Source organism: Sandaracinaceae bacterium, assembly GCA_016706685.1.
In the GTDB taxonomy this organism is placed as follows: domain Bacteria; phylum Myxococcota_A; class Polyangia; order Polyangiales; family Houyiibacteriaceae; genus JADJJE01.
The window spans coordinates 24499-39393 of sequence record JADJJE010000028.1; the positions used below are offsets into that span (position 1 = coordinate 24499).

Sequence of the window (14895 nt, forward strand, 5' to 3'; positions counted from 1 at the left end):
GCCACCGCTCAGGGCGGCGGGGCCAGCCGTACCTCGTGCGCACGCACGGGGCGGTAGCGGGGCTCGGGGCCCAAACGCAGCTCGGCACGCAGCTCGTCCAGGTCGCGCCCGAGGGCCTCGGTGTAGTCTACGTGAATCAGGGTGTGCGCGCGCAGCCCCCGCAGGAAGCCCTCGCGGACGATGCGACGCGCGTTGGGCTCGAGCGTGGCGGTGATGGTGCCGAAGCGCGCGTAGCCTGCCAGCACGATCAGCGCGAGTCCGGGGGAGGGGTGCTGCGCGAGATCGAAGGCCAGCAGCGCCGCCTCACCGATGAGATCGCCGTGGTAGCCCGTGAGCGCGTGCTTGAGGTCGTGCGTGTCGCGCAGCCAGCCCTGCACGAAGGCCTCGTCGGAGCCGCTGAGCCGCTTGCGGACGTCCGCCGCCATGAGCCCATCGGCGGTGATGCCCTCGGCCTCGACGAAGCGCAGGTAGCGGTGCGCGAGGGTGTTGGCTCCGAACGTGCGCAGCGCGTCGCGGTTCAGCAGCCGCCCCACGAGGTCCGGCGGACTCGCCAGCAAGCGCCGCCCAACGGGGTCCTTGCGCATGTCGCGCGCGGCACGCTCCAGGATGCGACCGCCCAGCGCCTCGAGGATGATGAACACCTGATCGGTGGCGTTGGGATCCGCCAGCAGCGCCCGAATGGCCTTCGCCGCGCGCCCGAACTCGAAGCGGCCCGAGGGCAGCGCGTTGGGCTCGGCTCGTGGCGGCCGAGGTGCGGCCACGGGAGCAGGCATGGGCGGGCGAGCTTGGGATGTCTGGGCGTGCATGCGATACCTCCTGCGGAGCGCGGCATGGACGCCGCGGCCATTGTCTACAATGCTGTAGATAGCGACAGGCGCGCCAAAGGTCAAGCCATGACGACGACGAGACGCCGCAGGACGAAGGAAGAGGCGCGCGACGAGATCCTGAGCGCTGCGGCGAAGCGCCTCTTGGACGATGGTCCCGACGCACTGCGCATCGCCGACGTCGCCGCGGACGTGGGGATGAGCCACCCCACGCTCCTGCACCATGTGGGCTCGCGCGAGCAGCTGGTGCAGGACGCCACGGCGCACCTCATGCAGCGGACGGCGGTCCGCACGCTCGAGGCCATGCAGCGCGCCGGCAGCGAGGCCGGCCTCGAAGGCTTTGTGCGCGAGAGCCTCGAAGCGTTTCGCGACGTGGGGCGCAGTCGGGCCACCGCGTGGCTGGCGCTCACGGGGCGGCTCCGTGGAACCCCCAAGCCACCCTGGGAGCCCTTCGTGAAGGCCGCGCACGCGGCGCGTGTGCGACGGGTGGGCAAGGCCGCAGCGGGTGACGAGCGGGAGACCCGCCACGCGTTGGTGCTCGCGTTTCTGGCCATCTTCGCGCTCGAGATCATCGGCGACGACGTGCTCCCCAACGCGGGACTGGGCGAAGGGCCCGCGGCGACCAACGAGTTCATCGCGTGGTTCGCGCGGCTGCTGAATCAGACACTTCGCTAGAGGTCGGCTACCTTGTACGCGATGCGCGCTCCGCACTTGCCCTGTGTGGCTCTGGCTCTGGCTCTGTGCCCCGTGGTCGTCTGGGGCTGCGGCTCGGACGGCCCCGTCCTGCCACCGCCGGACGCGGGGCGGCCTCGCAACGAGACGTGCCTCGCGCTGCCGCCACCGCCGGATGCGGGGCGGGTGCGTCTCGAGCGCGTGTACGCCACGTCCCTCTCGGGCAACGCGGCACAGAAGCTGACCCACGTCATCCTGCCCGGCGCGGATCACCCGGGTTTCGTCACGCGTCAGTCGGGGCGCGTGATGTCGTTCACGGCAGCCGATGACGCCGCGGGCACGGTGGTGCTCGACATCGCGAGCCAGCTCGACCTCTCGTCCAGCGAGAATGGCCTGGTGAGCATGGCGCTCGACCCCAGCTTCGCCACCAACGGCTTCGCCTACTTCGTGTACACGGCGCCGCCCGCCGGCACGGGGCGCTATGTGGCGCGCGTGGCGCGCTTCCACTGGACCGGCAGCGTGTTCGATGACGCGAGCGAGCTGATCATCCTCGAGGTCCCGCAGGCGGACGTGACTCACAGCGTGAACCACGTGGCTTTCGGTCCCGACGACATGCTCTATGTGTCGCTCGGCGATCAGCGCCGGACGGACACCCACGCGCAGAACCCGAACACGCTGCCGGGCAAGGTGCTGCGCCTCGACGTGTCTGCGGCGCAGCTCAGTGAGCGCTACCGCATCCCCTCCGACAACCCGTTCGTGGGGGAAGGCGAGGGCGAGATCTTCGCGCTGGGGCTGCGCAACCCGTGGCGCTTCACCATCGACCCCGTGGACGGAGAGATCCTGCTCGGTGACGTGGGGCAGGATCGCCGCGAGGAGATCGACCGCATCGTGGCGGGCGGCAACTACGGCTGGCCTGCGCGCGAGGGCACGCTCTGCTTCCGCACGGACCCCTGCGTGGACCCCGACTTCACCGACCCGCTGGTGGAGCTCACGCACGCGGAGGCGCGCGCCGTGGTGGCGGGCTATCGCTACCGCCGCACGGATGTCCCCGGCCTCGAGGGCAGCATCGTCTTTGCGGACTACGTGAGCGGCAACGTGTGGTCTGCGGACGACACCGGCGAGGCGCGCCTCGAGGTGGAAGGGCGCTTCCCCATCTCCTCCATCGCCGTGGATGACCAGCACCGGCCGTACTTCACGCGCTACGACTCGAGCGGCGGCGATGGGGGGCTCTACCGCTTGGTGCCCAACGTGCCCGAGCCGTCGAGCTTCCCCATGCTGCTGTCGGCGACGGGCTGTGTGGACCCCGCCGACCCGCGCGAACCCGTGACGGGCATGGCGCGCTTCACGCCCACGGCGGAGCTCTGGTCCGAGGGCGCCGACAAGCTGCGCGCGTTCGCCATCCCCGACGGAACCGCCATCGCGGTGGACGCCGACGGAGATTTCCTGCTGCCGGTGGGCAGCGTGCTGCTGAAGCACTTCGGCTTCGATGACCGTCTTCACGAGACACGCCTCATGATGCGCACTGCGGACGGCTGGACGGGCTACTCCTACCGCTGGAACGACGCGCAGACCGACGCCGAGCTGCTGCCCACCGCCGTGGCCGAGCAGCTGCCGAGCGGCGTGCGGTGGCAGTACCCGAGCCGCAGCGACTGCTTCGAGTGCCACTCGGACGCGGCTGGCATCACTCTCGGCCTCGAAGCCGCGCAGTTGAGTGACGCCGCGCTCGGCGCGCTGCTGGACCTCGGCTACTTCGACCAGCGCATCGGCACGGTGGCCGAGCTGCGTGGCACGGCGCGCGCGCCTCTGGTGGCGCCCTTCGGCACGGCGGCGCCGGCCGACCGCGCGCGCAGCTACCTGCACGCCAATTGCGCGGGCTGTCATCGCCCGGGTGGGCCGGGGCGCGGTGACATCGACCTGCGCGCCGAGACGCCCTTCGCGGCCACGCGCCTGTGCAACACCGAGCCCAACGAGGGCCGCATCTGGGACGTGGGCGTGTGGGACGAGCAGCGGATCATCGTTCCCGGCGAGCCCAGCCACTCCATCTTGTATCTGCGCATGAACACGCTGGGCATCTTCCGCATGCCGCCGCTCGGCACGGACGTGGTGCACGGCGAAGCGACGGCGCTCATGGCCGAGTGGATCGAGTCCATCAGCGCCTGTCCGTGATCTCCTTGAATCAGTCGGGTTTCACGGCTGGGGCACGAACTCCAGGGACACCCCATTGATGCAGTAGCGCAGGCCGGTCGGAGCGGGCCCGTCCGGGAACACGTGGCCCATGTGCCCATCGCAGCGCGCGCAGTGCACCTCGGTTCGCACGGTGCCGAAGGACACGTCGCGGTGCTCGGCGATGCGTCCGTCGGCGATGGGGCGCGCGAACGAGGGCCAGCCGGTGCCGGAGTCGAACTTGTCGGTGGACGCGAACAGCGGCGCGCCGCAGCCGGCGCAGCCGAAGACGCCCACGCGGTGCTCCGTGTTGAGCGGGTGCGTGAACGGGCGCTCCGTCCCCTGCCGCCGCAGCACCTCGAACTGCTCGCGGGTCAGGCGCGTCTGCCACTCGGTGTCCGACAGCTCGAGGCGCTCGCCCACCGGCGGGGCCGTGGCCGTCATCCGCGAGACCGGCGACCTGGGGCCGGGCCACTCACCGCCCACCGTGGGAGCGGGCGCGGCCGACGCGCCGTCACGCCCGCAGGCCACACCGAAGGGGAGCACCAGGCCGGTCAGCAGGAAGCTTCGTCTGTCCATGACCACAGCCTACGCCCCGCGGCGCCGTTCGTTAGCCGCCTGCTGCACGTTGTCTCGTGAAGCGATAGCCTTGTCGCGTGGACCCCATAGACCTCGGCCTCTCCGTGCTCTGCCTGTCCATCGTGGTGGTCGGTGGTACGGCGGCCTTCCTGCTGCGGCGCTTCACGGCGCACTACCTCGAGGCGGGCGCGCTCGGCAGCGACACGCTGACCCCGGGCACCCCCTGCACGTTCGAGTTTCCGGAGGGCGGCGCGCTCGACCTCATGTTGCGCTTCACCACCGAGAAGTCCCGCGGCCAGCAGGAGGGCCTGACGGCCTTGCTGCAGGTCGAGCGCGCAGGTCCCGGTGACGTGGGCAGCGTCATGGCGGTGCGCTATGCGCGGGGGCTCACCCTGCATGCCCAGCAGCCGGCAGACTGGGCGTTCCAGCCCAGCACGGGCATGTCCTATGCGTTCAAGAAGATGGGGCGCGAGTCCACGCGCAGCGTGGTGGTGCTCCAGATTCCTGCGGGCGGCCGGGGGCGCGTCACGGCCGACATGCGGGTCAGCCCGGGCACGAACGTCACGTACGTGGTGTGCTTCGTGAAGCCAGCACGAACGGCGCTGTTCAGCTAGCCGAGCTGGCTCAGGCGGTGACCAGCGGCAGCTGCCGGCGCGCGCTCGGCGATGGGATGCTGATCGGGTAGTTGCCCGTGAAGCACGCGTCGCAGTATCCCTTGCCGGAAGGGTCGCCGCTGACGGCGCGGTGCAGGCCGGTGACGCTCAGGTAGCCCACCGAGTCCGCGCCCACGAAGCCCGCGATGTCCTGTGGGCTGTGCTTGCTGGCGATGAGCTCGCCGCGCGTGGGCGTGTCGATGCCGTAGAAGCACGGCCACGCCGTGGGGGGCGAGCTGATGCGCAGGTGCACCTCGGCCGCGCCCGCGTCGCGGATCATGCGCACGATCTTCCGAGAGGTGGTGCCGCGCACGATGCTGTCGTCGATGACGGCCACGCGCTTGCCCTTCAGGATCTCGCTGACTGGGTGCAGCTTGAGGCGCACGCCGAAGTGGCGGATGGACTGCTGCGGCTCGATGAAGGTGCGGCCCACGTAGTGGCTGCGAATGAGGCCCAGCTCGAAGGGCTTGCCGATGGCCTCTGCGTACCCGAGCGCTGCGGCGACACCGCTATCGGGCACGGGCACCACCACGTCCACGTCAGCAGGCTGGTCCTTGGCCAGCGCGTGACCCATGCGCTTGCGCGCCGCGTACACGCTCACGCCGTTGAGCTCGGCGTCCGGGCGCGCGAAGTACACGTACTCGAACACGCACATGCGGTGCTCGCGCGGCTTGCCCTTGAAGGGGCGCAGCGTGCGCAGGCCGAACTTGTCCACCACGATCATCTCGCCGGGCTCGATGTCGCGCACGTAGGTGGCGCCGATGAGCTGAAAGGCGGGCGGCTCCGAGGCCACGACCACGGCGTCACCCAGCTGGCCGAGGCACAGCGGGCGGAAGCCGTTGGGGTCACGCACGGCCACCAGCTCTTCGGGCGAGAGGAACACCAGCGAGTAGGCGCCCTGCACGCGCTGCAGGGCCTCGGCCACGCGGTCTTCGGTCTCGGCCGCGCGCGAGCGGGCGATGAGGTGCACCAGCACCTCGGTGTCGCTGTCGGACGAGAAGATGCTGCCCTCGGCCTCGAGCTCGGCGCGCAGCTCGAGCCCGTTGGTGAGGTTGCCGTTGTGGGCCACGGCGATGGAGCCGTGCGCGCAGTCCACCGCGATGGGCTGCGCGTTCTTGATGTGGCTGCCGCCGGCCGTGCTGTAGCGCACATGGCCGATGCCGCGGTTGCCGGGCAGCCGCTCGATGACCGGGTTGGTGAAGACGTCCTGCACTAGGCCCATGCCGCGGTGCGCGAAGAGCTGCGCCCCGTTGCTGGTGACGATGCCCGCCGCCTCTTGCCCGCGGTGCTGCAGCGAGTGCAGACCCAGGTAGGTCAGGTTCGCCGCCTCTTCCGCGCCGAAAACGCCGAAAACGCCACATTGGTCATGGAAATGATCGTCGTCGTCTTCGTGCGCCACGCGCGCTTCATAACGCCGCTGGGGCCTCAAGTCCATGGTATGCCCGGAAGCGTGTCTCGCCGGCCCCTCGCCTTTGCGCCCGCTGCCTTGATTCTGCTGGGGATCTTCGCCTCGCCCGCGCGCGCTCATTTGGGCAGCACCAAATACCTACATGTGGAGCCCGCTGCCGATGGGCGCTCCGTAGCTGTGCGTGTGTCCCTCGAGACGGTGGACGCCGCCATGCAGCTGGGCCTCGGCGAGGAGGCTCCGGCCGCAGCCGTGCTGGCCCGCGCGAGCGACCTGCAGGCCTGGCTCGTGGCCGGCATCACCGTGCGGGGGGCAGCGCCCTGCGTGGGCCGCGCCGAGGCCCCGCAAGAGGAGCTGCGCGACGCCCGCTCCTTCATCCGGGTGCAGCTGCGCTTCGAGTGCGAGGGCGCCGCGGGAGAGCCGCTCACGCTGCGCGACGACACGGTCTTCCCGGACGATCGCCAGCACGAGGCGTTGGTGTACCTGGAGGGCCGCGCCGAGGGGGCCGCCGTGCTGCGCACCGGGCAGCGCGAGCTGGCGCTCGGAGGGCCGCCACGCACGCCCAGCGACCTGGCGCTCACGTTCGTGTGGGAGGGCATGCTGCACTTCGCCCTGGGCTACGACCACGTGCTGTTCCTGCTGTCGCTGCTGCTCGGCGTGGGGCTGGGCGTGGGCGCGCGGCCGCCGTTCCGCAACGTTCTGCGCGACCTCGCCTGGTTGGTCACGGCGTTCACGCTGGGCCACAGCGTGACCCTGGCGCTGGCCGCGCTCGAGATCGTGGTGCTGCCCTCGCAACCGGTGGAGATCGCCATCGCCGCGTCCATCGTGGCCGTGGCGCTGCACACGTGCTTCGTGCCGCGCGGTCGGCGCGTGCTGCCCTATGTGGCTGGCGTTTTCGGGCTCATCCACGGCTTCGGCTTCAGCTCCGTGCTGCGCGAGCTGGGCCTGCCCGCCGAGGACACCGTGCTGGCGCTCGTCTCGTTCAACGTGGGCATCGAGCTGGCTCAGCTGGCCTTCGTGGCGCTGGCCATCGGGCCCCTGTTGGCCGCGGCCAAGCAGCCGGTGGCCTACGAGCGCTGGCTGGTGCGGGGTGGGTCGCTCGCGATAGCCGCGATGGCCAGCTTCTGGGTGGTCGAGCGCGTGCTCGGCGGTTGACGCTGCACGTGGGTCCACGTGGGAGAGAACGGCGCGCGCCTGCTGCTACGGCCGAGCAGGCGCACGTGTTCGGGCGCCCGAGCTAGTTCAGGGCTCCCCAGACGATGACCGCGACGGTGAACACCAGGATGCCGATCAGCGGCACGGCCGGGCTCATCTGGTTCCCCGAGTTGGCGTCCGGGAGCGGGGCCGCATACGGGTCGACCGGCCGCTGTGGAAGCGCATCGCTCGGGGCGGGCTCTGGGCTGGGAGCGGCCTCGGTGGACGGACGGGACGCGGAGGCATTGGACTTGGACATGACAACCTCGTGCAGCGCAGCGCGACGGCTGCGCGCGAAGACGGAACATCAGTGCTGCGCGCAGCCCACCACGGGCGCGCGCTCGCGATCAGCGGCTCGCGGCAAGCCGGGCTCGAGAGCCTCGGGTCAGCAGGGCTGGGGCGCTGACGCAGCCTCGACGCCGCCCGCCCGCCGGCCTGGCAGTGTGCGGAAGATCTCGCGGCGAACGTCCACCGTCCGCTCCGCGCTGCGGCTCATGCGCGACGCGCTGCGGGTGTCGTGCGGGCAGCCCACCGGGGCGACCCGGCCCGCGACATGTGCCCAGCTGCCCACCAGCGCCACACAGCGGCCCGCCCGGCGCTCCACGCTGGGCGCGCTGCGCTCGGCCGCGGCGCCCCACGCGAGCGGCCTGCCTTCCACCACGTAGGTGTCGTCGGGGGCATCCGGGGCGGAGACGAGGCCTGCGCGCTGGGTGTCCGGGGCGAACGCGTGCGAGGCGACCCCGCTGGGCAACCCGAAGGCGCCCAGCGCAGCCCAGCCCAGCATGCCAACGAGAACGGCCCGGATCACACTCGCAACCTACTCCACGCGAGCGGACGTCGGCAAGGCGCCCCGCACCGTGCGGCGGGCGACGCGCGAGACTACGGACCGCGACACGATCGAGACCATCCTCCCGTCCCGTGGTGCCAGCGCGCCGCTGTGGATCGACGAGGAGTCGCGACCTGATGCTGACGCCTTCCTCGAGATGGCGCGCAAGCTCAGCGTCTTTCTCGGGGACCGATTCCTCGTGACCATCCATCGTCCACGTCTGCCATTCTTGGACGCGATCAAGGCCCGAGCTCGCGCAGAAGATCTCGTATACCTGCAGGTGCTGATGCTCGAGATCCTCCTCGGGGGCGTGGAGACCCTGCACGAGCCCCTCGAGCAGGCCGAGCTCGAGGTCCACGACTTCGAGGCCAGCTTGCTGGAAGGCGGGCGTCTTGGTGTGGTTCCGACGTCGTGGATGGACCCGTTGATCCGTCGATAGGTGGCCGAGAAACCTCCGAAGCCCGACCTACGCGCAGGACACCCGCCGTCTCCGCCTCGCTCGAGCCATCATCCATCACGCTGCGAACGATTCGTTCCTTGATGTCCTGCGATAGGCTCTGCGGATGGAACGATACCGCTTCCGTTTCCTCCAGCTCGCCTACGACGTCGGCGCCAGCATGCTCGTGATTCCGGCGCTTCTCACCGGCGCTCTCGGCCTCACGGCGCTCGCCCTGCAAGCCGTCGAGCAGCCCCACGCGCTCGACCTGCCGCTGTTGACGCTCGAGCCGGGCGCCACGCAGACCACCATCGCCACGCTCGCCGGCTCGATGATGACGGTGATCTCGGTGGTCTACTCGGTGCTCCTGGTCGCGCTGTCGCTGGCCTCGACCCAGTTCTCCACGCGCATCCTCGCCGGCATGATCCGCGACCGCGTGAGCCAAGGGGTGCTCGGCATCTTCCTCGGCACGTTCGCGTGGCAGCTCGTCGCGTTGCGGTCGATCCACCTCGACCCTCCGTGGGTTCCGCCGCTGACGGTCACGATCGCGGTCGGCCTCGTCGTGGTGTCCCTGGCCGCGCTCGTGCTCTTCATCGCCCGGGTGATCCGCAACTTGCAGGCGAACCACATCGTGGATCGCATCGCGCGGGAGTCCGAGCACGTCGTCGACGACGTCTTCCCTCCCCGCGGCGACGCCGCGCCGTGCGACGCCGAACGCCCGGAGCCGCCTGAGAACGCCAGGATCGTCCGCGCGACCGTCTCCGGGTACGTGCAGCTCGTGTCGATCCCGTCCGTGCGGGGCGTGGCCGCCGCCGGGCTCCAGGTGCACCTGCTCCGCCCGATGGGCTCGTTCGTGCCGGAAGGAGCTTCGTTGTGGGCCGTCGCCCCGGCGGCTGCTTGCACTCCCGCCGTCGAGGAGGCGCTGCGGGCCGCCGTCGATCTCGGCCCCATCCGCACCGCGCAAGAGGACGCCGAGTGGGGCCTCCGCCAGATCGTCGACATCGGCCTGAAGGCGATCTCTCCAGCGGTGAACGACCCGAGCACCGGGTGCCTGTGTATCGACCACCTCTCGCGGCTCCTGATCCGCGCGGGCAACCGGGCAGCACCGTCGTCACGGTTTCCGTCGGGCAGCGGCGAGGCCGTCGTGCCCGGTCCGCTGTACAGCGACCTCGTCGACCTCGCGTTCGATCAGATGCGCCAATATGGCAAGAACGACATGGCGATCTGCCTGCGGCTCCTGCGCGCGATCGGCGACGTCGCCGAGGGCATCGAGCACCCCGCCGGACGGGCGCGGCTGCACAAGCATGCCTGCGCCGTCGTGAGGGCTGCCCGGGCCGCCTTTCCCGACGAAGACGTCTCCGAGTTGAGCCGCCGTGCCGCCCGCGTGGAGCGCGCCCTCGGCCGCGCGGTCGCGTAGCGCCACGCCCCAGATCCGTTGCGATCGCCGACAGGGGGTGATCCAGTACCGCCATGGTGGCGACCATCTTTTCGGAGTCGCGCGCCTGAGCGCACCGCATCAGTCGAGCGGCGTGTTCGTCTGGTGGCGCAGCTCGATGATCTCGAAGTCGAACAGGCGCGACAGCCCGTCGTCGCCGGGCACCCGCACCCGCAGGCTGGACGTGGTGGTGCTGTCGAAGCTGCGCCGCCCCTCCGGGGCCACGGGGACCGAGATCTGCTCGCGCGTGGAGAGCGTGTAGGTCTCCACCTCGCCGTCCATGCCGATGTGGCGCGGCCGGGCGCCGGTGACGTCCATGTTCACCTCGAGCTCGCCGAGGCCCATGGCGAGCTCGCGCAGCCGCACGCGGCCGGCGACGGGAAGCGCTGTCCATGTGCAGGTGCAGGCCCAGGGAGCGACGCAGCGCGGCGTTGTCGAGCGTGAGCAACCAGGTCTCTCCGACGGCGCGGCGCGTGGTCACGTCGTAGCGCTCGTCCTCGTTCATGGCGAGGTAGACGGGGGTCATGGTGCGGAAGGCCTCGTAGGTGCCGCCCACGGCCGGCTCGATGCGCTCGCCCGCCACGGTGATGATGGCCTCGCCCGAGGGGCGCGGCTGCACGCGCACCAGCACGTTCTGCAGCACGTCACGCGCGTCGCCCGAGGTGGTCCCGATGCGCAGCGAGCTGACTTGGTACTCGAAGGTGGTGATGCCGTCGGTGGGGTCCACCGCGGCGATCTGCTGGATGGCGTCCAGGCGGAAGTACGCCGCGCTCGGGGTGGCGCCCATGGCGCGCCCGCCAGCCCGCTGCACCGACGTCACGCGCCGCGTGTAGGTGGCTTCGATGTGGGCGCGGCGGCCCAGCTGTTGGGGCAGCGCCGCGTACAAGCGATAGCGCCCATCCGAAGGCACCTCCGGGCCGATGCCCCCGGTGGCGGCGTCCGGCGACTCGCGGAAGAAGTAGCTGTAGACCAGTGAGACCACGCCGATGAGGGCCACCACCGCCGTGGCGGCGCCCAGCGCCTTGAGCCAGACGGGCGGGCCGCTCGGCGCGGGGACCACGCTGCGTCGTGTGCAGAGAGTGCACTCGCCTTTGGGGTTGAGCACCGTGCCGTGGGTGGGGCAGCGTGGAATCTGGGAGACGCTCACGGACGGGAAGGTAGCAGGTCGTCGCAGGCGTACCTACCGTCGCGAGGGCCCGGTGAGCGGGCACCCGGCTGTTGACTCGCCGCGCATTCCCGCGCACCACTTTCACCGACTGTCCCATGCCGCCCGCCATCCGACGCATCGAGACCCTGGTCCCCAAGCGGGCCGCCGACTACGGCGGCAAGGCCTGCCACCTGGCCAAGCTGGCGCGCGCGGGCTTTCCAGTGCCGGCCGCCTTCGCCATCCCTGCCGCCGTGGCCGAGGCGCTGTTCGCGGAGCGGCTCGGCGTGGAAGATCGCCCGGCAGCGCTGCTGGCACGCGAGGTGGTCCCGGAGGCGAGGCTTGCGTCCATCCGCGCGCGCGTGCGGGCCATCGACCTCGGCGCCGCGCTCGAGCGGGAGCTGCGGGAGGCCCTCGACGCCCTGCGCCGTGAGGGCAACGTGAGCTTCGCGGTGCGCTCGTCGTCCACCCGCGAAGACGGCGCCGATGCGTCGGCGGCGGGCTTGCACCAGACGCACCTGCACCGGCAGACCGACGCCGAGGTCTTCGCGGCGGTGCGGGACTGCTGGGCCAGCCTCTTCACCGAGCGCGCGCTCACCTATTTGCGGCGTCACGGCGCCAGCGAAGCGGGCATGGGCGTGGTGGTGCAAGCGATGGTGAACGCCGACGTGGCGGGCGTGGCCTTCACCGCCAACCCGCTCACGGGAGACGGCGGCGAGATCGTAATCACCGCGGCCTACGGGCTCGGCACCTCCGTGGCGGACGGGCGCGTGTCGCCCGACACCATCCGCATCGACAAGGCCACGCGCGGGCCGCGCGACCGCGTCATCGGCGACAAGCTCACGCGAGTGGTGCTCAGGCCAGTGGCCGAGGGCGAACCAATGCAGGGAGAGCCTGGCACCGAGGATGACCTGGCCGCCCGCACCGTCGAAGAAGAGGTGCCCGTCGCGCTCCGCTCCGAGCTGTGCCTCGATGCGGCGCAGGTGGACACGCTCACCACGCTCTCGCTGCGCGTGGAGGAGAGCTTCGGGCAGCCGCAGGACATCGAGTGGGCCTTCGCCGGCGCGCAGCTCTTCATGCTGCAGGCCCGGCCCATCACCACCCCGGTGGACATCGAGAGCTGGCGCAAGCGCGGTGACGTCGCGCGCATCGACCGCGCCCGCATCGTGTGGTCCAACGTGAACGTGGGCGAGGCCCTGCCGGGCGTGGCCACGCCGCTCACCTGGAGCATCCTCAGCAGCTTCAGCGAGCTGGGCTTCCGGCGCGCGTTCGGGTCCCTGGGCTGCAGCGTCCCGCGCGACGCCGAGCTGGTGGGCGAGTTTCGCGGCCGCATCTATCTGAACCTCACCGAGTTCATGAGCATCCTCTCGCAGGTGCCGGGTCTGCGTCCCAAGACGCTGCTGGCGCTGGGCGGTGGCGGCATGGGCGACCGCCTCGAGACGGACATCGTGCCCCGCTCGCGGGCCGCCTTCTTCGCGCGCCTGCCAGTGACCGCGGCGCGCTATGCCCGCGAGAACTACAACATCACAGAGCGCGTGCGCGCGTTCGAGAGCTTCTACGAGTCGGAGCGGCGGCGCATCGAGAGCGTGGACCCGGCGCTGCTCTCGCCCGCCTCCATGGCCGCGCTGCTGCGCGACGTGGAGCACCTCCTGGACGAGGCCGGCGCCGTCATGCTCACGGTCTACGGCAACCTGCTGGCCAGCGTGGTGCTGCTGCAGGGCGTTCTGGCGCTGGTGGTCAGCGAGCAGGCCGACACGGTGCAGCGTGACCTCTTGGGGGGCCTGGCCGACGTGGACAGCGCGGCGCCCGGCGTGACCCTCTATCACATCGCCGAGAGCATCGCGCGCGAGCCCGCCGTGCGCGACGTCATCCTGGGCCAGCCTGCCGGAGAGCTGCGCGTGGCCTCGCTGCCCGATGGCCCCACGCGGCGCAGCCTGCAGCGCTTCCTCGAAGCTTATGGGCACCGTGGCACGCGCGAGGCCGAGGTGGCCGTGGCGCGCTGGGCCGAGGACCCCACGCTGCTGTTCGCCACGCTGCAGATCCACCTTCGCCAGGCGGCGAGCGGAGCGCCCCGCCATCAGAGCCCCGTGCAGATGGCCGAGCGCCAGCGCGTGGCGCGTGAGACGGCGCTCGCGCTCGTGTCGGAGCGCTTGCCCTTGCCCGCGCGCACGGCGGTGCGGCACTTGCTGGCCCTGGTGCAGCGCTTCATGCGGCTTCGGGAGCGCCTGCGCAGCCACGTCACGGCGGTGTTGGGGCTCTTTCGGCGTGTGGCGCTGGACACCTCGCGGCGCATCGAGGGTGTGGAGCCTGCGGCCGGCACCGACGCGGCGTTCTATCTCACCCTCGACGAGATCGACGCCTTCCTGCGCGACGGCAGCGAGAGCCTGGCCGTGCGCGTGCAGCGCCGTCGCAGGCGCGTGGAGCGTGACCGCGCGCTGCCCGACCCACCCGACACGTTCGTGGGCTACCCCCCGCCCGTCAGCATCGAGGCGCCGGACACGGACACGCTGGTGGGGCTGTCAGCCTGCGCGGGCGACGTCACGGGCACGGTGCGCGTGCTCGAGTCCCCGGCGGACGCCGCCCACTTCCAGGCGGGCGAGATCCTGGTGAGCGCGTGCGCCGACGTGGGCTGGTCGCCGTTGTTCCTGGTGGCCTCGGCGGTCGTCACGGACCTGGGCGGGCCGCTCTCGCACGCGGCCATCGTGCTGCGCGAGTACGGCGTGCCCTCGGTGGTGAACGTCAAGAGCGGTACTCGCCTGCTGCGCACGGGTGACAAGGTGCGCGTGGAGGGTGGGGCAGGGCGCGTGCACATCCTCTCGCGGGTGCCGCGCGGCTGACATGAGCGCCGTCTCGCAGTGGGTGAACGGCGTGGGCGTGGTGCATCGCGACGCCGCGCTGCTCATCCTGGCGAAGCCCAGCGGCCTGCCCACCACTACACCCGACGACGCGGACTGCCTGGTGAAGCGCGCACAGCTGCTGGACCCGGAGGCACAGCGACTGCACGCCACCTCTCGGCTGGACGCCGAGGTCAGCGGGCTGGTCACGTTCGCGCGCACGCCGGCGGCGGCCGAGGCGCTGCGCCAGGCACGTGCCGACGGGCGCTATGGGCGTCGCTACATCGCGCTCACGCTCACGCCACCCAAGGCCAGCGAGGGCGCCTGGGACAGCGCCATCTCCATCGACCCGCGCGACCGCCGCAAGCGCGTGGCTGGGCAAGGTGAGCAGGAGAAGGCCGCCCGCTCGCGCTTCCTGGTGGCAGAGCGCATGCCCCTCGGCGCGCTCCTGCACCTGTTCCCCGAGACGGGCCGCACGCACCAGCTGCGGGTGCACGCGCTCGCCGCCGGGGCGCCGCTCTTCGGCGACAAGGTCTACGGCGGCCCCACGCGCGCCACGGCGCCCGATGGTCGTGTCGTCACGGCCCGGCGCACCATGCTGCACTGCGCCGCGCTGCGCCTGCCCAACGTGGCGAGCGGCACCGGCGAGATCGAGCTCACGCTAGACCCGCCGGCCGACTGGCTGAGCGCGTATCGAGGCCTTGGTGGCACAGCGCTCCCCTGAGCGGCC

The 14895-nt window shown here is 71.4% G+C and carries 15 protein-coding genes; 9 read left to right on the top strand and 6 right to left on the bottom strand.

Annotated elements, in window-relative coordinates; genetic code table 11:
- Positions 1-8: 8 nt before the first annotated feature.
- Entirely contained in the window at positions 9-773 is a 765-nt protein-coding gene (locus IPI43_26430) for a hypothetical protein (protein ID MBK7777615.1), read from the bottom strand.
- A gap of 120 nt (positions 774-893) precedes the next feature.
- On the opposite strand from IPI43_26430, the gene IPI43_26435 reads away from it, so the two are divergent.
- Together IPI43_26435 and IPI43_26440 are read left to right on the top strand one after the other, a co-directional pair.
- Positions 894-1499 carry a TetR/AcrR family transcriptional regulator gene (locus tag IPI43_26435; GenBank protein MBK7777616.1) on the top strand — a complete coding sequence of 202 codons (606 nt, stop codon included), beginning with the start codon at positions 894-896 and terminating at the stop codon, positions 1497-1499.
- Positions 1500-1520: 21 nt separating this feature from the next.
- Positions 1521-3662 (top strand): PQQ-dependent sugar dehydrogenase, encoded by a 2142-nt coding sequence (locus IPI43_26440; GenBank protein ID MBK7777617.1) that lies wholly within the window; start codon positions 1521-1523, stop codon positions 3660-3662.
- A gap of 21 nt (positions 3663-3683) precedes the next feature.
- On the opposite strand, the gene msrB is transcribed toward IPI43_26440, so the two are convergent.
- A complete protein-coding gene (msrB, locus tag IPI43_26445) occupies positions 3684-4103 on the bottom strand; it encodes a peptide-methionine (R)-S-oxide reductase MsrB (protein ID MBK7777618.1) in 420 nt (139 codons plus the stop codon).
- A 212-nt stretch (positions 4104-4315) separates the two neighbouring features.
- Between msrB and IPI43_26450 the strand changes: the two genes are divergently transcribed.
- Positions 4316-4852, top strand: coding sequence for a hypothetical protein (locus tag IPI43_26450; protein MBK7777619.1), 537 nt, complete (start codon positions 4316-4318; stop codon positions 4850-4852).
- 10 nt (positions 4853-4862) lie between these two features.
- Here IPI43_26450 and IPI43_26455 read toward each other — a convergent pair whose 3' ends face one another.
- A complete protein-coding gene (locus IPI43_26455; protein MBK7777620.1) occupies positions 4863-6326 on the bottom strand; it encodes an amidophosphoribosyltransferase in 1464 nt (487 codons plus the stop codon).
- 15 nt (positions 6327-6341) lie between these two features.
- On the opposite strand from IPI43_26455, the gene IPI43_26460 reads away from it, so the two are divergent.
- Complete coding sequence (locus tag IPI43_26460; GenBank protein MBK7777621.1) at positions 6342-7451, top strand: HupE/UreJ family protein; 1110 nt, start codon at positions 6342-6344, stop codon at positions 7449-7451.
- 82 nt (positions 7452-7533) lie between these two features.
- Here the strand turns inward: IPI43_26460 and IPI43_26465 are convergent, their stop codons facing one another.
- Entirely contained in the window at positions 7534-7749 is a 216-nt protein-coding gene (locus IPI43_26465) for a hypothetical protein (protein MBK7777622.1), read from the bottom strand.
- A 126-nt stretch (positions 7750-7875) separates the two neighbouring features.
- Complete coding sequence (locus IPI43_26470) at positions 7876-8298, bottom strand: hypothetical protein (GenBank protein ID MBK7777623.1); 423 nt, start codon at positions 8296-8298, stop codon at positions 7876-7878.
- Positions 8299-8347: 49 nt separating this feature from the next.
- Between IPI43_26470 and IPI43_26475 the strand changes: the two genes are divergently transcribed.
- Positions 8348-8755, top strand: a complete 408-nt coding sequence (locus tag IPI43_26475) for a hypothetical protein (protein MBK7777624.1) — start codon at positions 8348-8350, stop codon at positions 8753-8755.
- Positions 8756-8879: 124 nt separating this feature from the next.
- Entirely contained in the window at positions 8880-10169 is a 1290-nt protein-coding gene (locus IPI43_26480; GenBank protein MBK7777625.1) for a DUF2254 domain-containing protein, read from the top strand.
- Between the two features lie 99 nt (positions 10170-10268).
- Here IPI43_26480 and IPI43_26485 read toward each other — a convergent pair whose 3' ends face one another.
- Positions 10269-10553 (bottom strand): hypothetical protein, encoded by a 285-nt coding sequence (locus tag IPI43_26485; protein MBK7777626.1) that lies wholly within the window; start codon positions 10551-10553, stop codon positions 10269-10271.
- Between the two features lie 200 nt (positions 10554-10753).
- Here IPI43_26485 and IPI43_26490 point away from each other — a divergent pair, with 200 nt between their 5' ends.
- From IPI43_26490 to IPI43_26500, 3 genes are all read left to right on the top strand, one after another.
- Positions 10754-11020 (top strand): hypothetical protein, encoded by a 267-nt coding sequence (locus IPI43_26490; protein ID MBK7777627.1) that lies wholly within the window; start codon positions 10754-10756, stop codon positions 11018-11020.
- A gap of 430 nt (positions 11021-11450) precedes the next feature.
- Positions 11451-14168 carry a hypothetical protein gene (locus tag IPI43_26495; GenBank protein ID MBK7777628.1) on the top strand — a complete coding sequence of 906 codons (2718 nt, stop codon included), beginning with the start codon at positions 11451-11453 and terminating at the stop codon, positions 14166-14168.
- Between the two features lies 1 nt (position 14169).
- Positions 14170-14889 (top strand): RNA pseudouridine synthase, encoded by a 720-nt coding sequence (locus tag IPI43_26500; protein ID MBK7777629.1) that lies wholly within the window; start codon positions 14170-14172, stop codon positions 14887-14889.
- Positions 14890-14895: the final 6 nt, after the last annotated feature.

What these genes read in the sequence shown, in the direction of transcription:
- IPI43_26430 (MBK7777615.1), bottom strand. Translation starts at nt 773, where the DNA reads ATGCCTGCTCCCGTGGCCGCACCTCGGCCGCCACGAGCCGAGCCCAAC.
- IPI43_26435 (MBK7777616.1), top strand. Translation starts at nt 894, where the DNA reads ATGACGACGACGAGACGCCGCAGGACGAAGGAAGAGGCGCGCGACGAG.
- IPI43_26440 (MBK7777617.1), top strand. Translation starts at nt 1,521, where the DNA reads ATGCGCGCTCCGCACTTGCCCTGTGTGGCTCTGGCTCTGGCTCTGTGC.
- msrB (MBK7777618.1), bottom strand. Translation starts at nt 4,103, where the DNA reads ATGACGGCCACGGCCCCGCCGGTGGGCGAGCGCCTCGAGCTGTCGGAC.
- IPI43_26455 (MBK7777620.1), bottom strand. Translation starts at nt 6,326, where the DNA reads ATGGACTTGAGGCCCCAGCGGCGTTATGAAGCGCGCGTGGCGCACGAA.
- IPI43_26465 (MBK7777622.1), bottom strand. Translation starts at nt 7,749, where the DNA reads ATGTCCAAGTCCAATGCCTCCGCGTCCCGTCCGTCCACCGAGGCCGCT.
- IPI43_26480 (MBK7777625.1), top strand. Translation starts at nt 8,880, where the DNA reads ATGGAACGATACCGCTTCCGTTTCCTCCAGCTCGCCTACGACGTCGGC.
- IPI43_26490 (MBK7777627.1), top strand. Translation starts at nt 10,754, where the DNA reads ATGCGCTCGCCCGCCACGGTGATGATGGCCTCGCCCGAGGGGCGCGGC.
- IPI43_26495 (MBK7777628.1), top strand. Translation starts at nt 11,451, where the DNA reads ATGCCGCCCGCCATCCGACGCATCGAGACCCTGGTCCCCAAGCGGGCC.
- IPI43_26500 (MBK7777629.1), top strand. Translation starts at nt 14,170, where the DNA reads ATGAGCGCCGTCTCGCAGTGGGTGAACGGCGTGGGCGTGGTGCATCGC.